This is a genomic window from Mesorhizobium prunaredense, from assembly GCF_900156895.1.
Classification (GTDB): Bacteria; Pseudomonadota; Alphaproteobacteria; order Rhizobiales; family Rhizobiaceae; genus Mesorhizobium; species Mesorhizobium prunaredense.
The window spans coordinates 1-3,354 of record NZ_FTPD01000057.1; the positions used below are offsets into that span (position 1 = coordinate 1).

3 protein-coding genes are annotated in these 3,354 nt (G+C 55.5%); 1 reads left to right on the top strand and 2 read right to left on the bottom strand.

Annotated features, from left to right (window positions below; translation table 11 throughout):
• Positions 1 to 313 precede the first annotated feature (313 nt).
• Positions 314 to 1,420: a D-alanine--D-alanine ligase family protein gene (locus BQ8794_RS29070; RefSeq protein WP_244555145.1), complete on the bottom strand. Its 1,107-nt coding sequence runs from the start codon at positions 1,418 to 1,420 to the stop codon at positions 314 to 316.
• A gap of 122 nt (positions 1,421 to 1,542) precedes the next feature.
• Positions 1,543 to 1,995, bottom strand: a complete 453-nt coding sequence (gene panD, locus BQ8794_RS29075; protein ID WP_077382296.1) for an aspartate 1-decarboxylase — start codon at positions 1,993 to 1,995, stop codon at positions 1,543 to 1,545.
• Positions 1,996 to 3,045: 1,050 nt separating this feature from the next.
• Between panD and BQ8794_RS35825 the strand changes: the two genes are divergently transcribed.
• Complete coding sequence (locus tag BQ8794_RS35825; protein ID WP_167378879.1) at positions 3,046 to 3,222, top strand: hypothetical protein; 177 nt, start codon at positions 3,046 to 3,048, stop codon at positions 3,220 to 3,222.
• Positions 3,223 to 3,354 lie beyond the last annotated feature (132 nt).

Below are 3,354 nucleotides of genomic sequence, written 5' to 3' on the forward strand. Positions count from 1 at the left end.
CATGACGCTTGAGACCATCAGCCAGATGAGCGATGATCCACTCATCAGCCTGCCGGCAGTGGCGCGCTGATCAGTCCGGCCCATGCCGGAGAGCACGGCGACCAATGCCGTCAGCTACACCACGCCAGTGGGCACGATCTTCTTCCGAGCTTACGATACCAAAGATATGCTCACGTGACCATAACTTGACGAGAGGCTTGGCGCAGCGACGGGCGAACAGCCGGACGTCATCTTCCAGCTTCGCAATCTCCCTCGCCCATTATAGCTGCCGGCGCACCCTTGCATGGCATCACTCCTGTGCGCAGGATCGGACCTACGATGCCACCGTTGATGCCCCTCCATAGTAACGGATGCGGCTCGTCTCCATCTTGCGAAACTCTTCTCCGCGCCGTTGATACATCTCATTGGACGCAGCTAGTCGAATGATGTGGCAGAAGTCGAAGCCGGCTTTTGCGAGCATCTTCGGAAAGAAGCTTTCAGTCATCAGGCCCGGCACTACGTTGAGTTCGAAGAAGTAAACACGTTGCTGCTCGTCAACAATGAAATCGAGACGCCCAAATGTGTGGAGGTTAAACTCCCGCACTATCTGCGTGGAAATCGAGGCGATGCGAGTTTGAAGAGTGTTCTCTATGCTATGGAATTCAACAGAGCAGCTTCCCGTCTGCCTCTTCTGATCATATCCGAGGAACCCCGAGGGATTGTTGATCCGCGCGACCGGAAGCGCCGTAATCTTATGGCGGTCGATTAAGACGCCGCAGGTGTACTCTGTTCCAAAAATTCGCCGCTGGACCAAGAAAGAGGGGTCATACGGTGCGATCCGTTCGGAGTAAGAACGGAGGCCGCCCTCCGAGAGTTCGTCAGTGCACTCAGTTAGGAAGGACCCCCCGAGCGTGTTCGGTTTGAGGACACACGGGCCAGCAAGATGCTGCAAGGCCTCTGCGATCCCGGCTTCAAGATTGCCTTGGATGATGTGGATCATAGGGATGGGAGTCAGCTCAGGGCAAAGTCGATTGGCAACTAAGCCTTGCAGGTATTTATCTGCTGAGAGCATGGCCGCAGTCTTGTCGCCGAAGCTACCTGGAATGCCGTGGAATTGCGCAAGAGCTTGAATTTGGCCGTCCTCTCCGTCCTGGCCCTGAAGAAGTGAAAAGACGAAAAGGCCATCGCTCTTGAGTAAGTGAGCGAGAGAGGCAAGCGGATGCATCTCAGCACGAGCGGCGAACTCATCGTGCTTGGGAACAATATCCCCTCCTAGCACGAGCCTTAGTACGTCCCCACATCGGGAGATGTAGTAGATGGATACCGGCGAAATACCTGTATTGGGAGTATTGTTCAAGATGTCAGCGACGTTGTTATACATCGCAATCGAGCAGTCGTGCTCAACTGACCGACCACCATAGATGAGTGCCAATTGCATCATAAATTGCCCTTCGGAATGAATAGCATTGTGAGCTTCTGATTGCGCTCTGTACGAAGCGCCTCGGGACTAAATTGGGACTGCTCTCCGCTCGGAATCCTCGAGTGTCCGCCCACCCCGAGCCATTAGCGACTGACCCGACTCGAGGCCTTTCGGAGGTTGCCGCCAGGGTCCTCGCAAATGGCGAATGTCATCGTTCCATCGTCCTTGATCGCAGCATCGTAGAACATGCGTTTGCGGATCGAATTGTCTCGGTTGAAGGTCAGAACTCGCGGCTTCATCTCTGCGATCTGTTCCTTCTCAATGTACACGGAAGAGCAGATGATTATCTCATCTCCGACCTGGCAGGTTCGAGCAGCGGCTCCATTCATCACACAGCAATGAGAACCCCTTTCACCATAAATGACGTAAGTGCTGATTCGCGCGCCTGACGTCTTGTTCCAGATCTCAACGAATTCAAGCGGAAAAATCCCTGCTTCGTCGCAGTGGTCTGGATCCAGAGTTATTGAACCTTGGTAGTTCAGATCGGCATCGGTTACGGTGATGCCATGAAGCTTGGCGGCAACAACTTTTCTCATCTGTAGGTTTCCTCTTTTCATTATGGGTCGCCACGCCTATGAGCGACGATAGTAGTCGTAGTCGCAAGGATCGGGATCCAATGATGCCCTGCGGCAAGGTCGAAGGGGGCTTTGATCGATTCGCAGGTCTCGCCCATCCTAGCTATAAGTCTGACGGCGTTGCCGGACTGGCGGAGGTCCTTCTTTCAGTAAAGTGCAAGCTGAACGCAGACCTGATATGTGCATCCTTCCATTCGATCGCGTTTTCACCCGCGACATGCGTGCCGCCTTGTAACCACCGTCGCAAAGCTCGTGCCAATTTTGGCTGATCGTGCCGAAGAAGAATTTCCGCTGCCTTTCAGCTATTTAGCCCGAGAGCAAAGGAGGTTTAGTTAGCAGGTCTGTGTCGCGGCCCCGACAAACCGACGGAAGGTGTCGGATGGGCGTTCCAGACCGGCAGCAAAGCGAAGGACCGATGGTGACCTCGATTGTCGATCGTCGTTCAGTCCGCGTCGCCTGGTAATAGCGTTTTGCTGCAACGGCCGAATGGGAACGCTGAGGTCTGGCACGCAGCCACTTACGCGGCGAGGACTCGGAACTGCTCGGCCAGGGACGGATTTAGGCGACTTCGCCTGTTTGTTCCGTATCATGTGAACCATGTCGATGCCGTTTAGTATGGTCGCGGCTGACGCTGGCGAAGCCGAGCATTGACTCATTCGATGTCTCCAAGAACCGTGACCGGCTGCTGGAGGGCGACATCGCGGCGAAGTTCCTGGCGGTGGTGCTGGCGCCCTGCACAAGATCGAACCGCGTGCCGACCGTCCGCAAACAATCACACTCGGTGCGACAAGGCCTATACGTGTAGCGCACAAAATCATTTGGCACCTCCGCGCAACTTCATTTGGCACCAACTTAGCTCGGTTTGAAGGGTGTTTTACGGGGGTTTAATGGCCGCCTTTGGCCCCGCCTACAGTCGTGCCGCCGCTTCCCTTGCGTACGGTCCTCAATTTCCGTCTGCGATTCACGTGACCCCTCGGGGCTCGATATGTTGATGCCCCTGTAGAAATTCTGTTGATCGTCGCCTTTTTGGGCAGCGGCGCGGCCGGTAGCGGCATCGGCCGACCCTACATCGCGCCGATCCTGGAACTGGTACTGGCGCGCGATGATCACGCGCTCATTCGGGTTCTTGAAGAACTCGACCTGCTGCGTATCGCCCGGATGGATCATGCCGCCGCTATCGAAGCCTAGTTTTTTTGTTTGGCCCCGATCCGGTGAGGCCGTTGGCAAAGCTATTGGCACTTTTGATCCAATCACTATCCCATCGCCGTTACGCGGAATGGTCGCCCGAGCGCTTCCGGGTCGTGTCCCACCGCGTGGTGT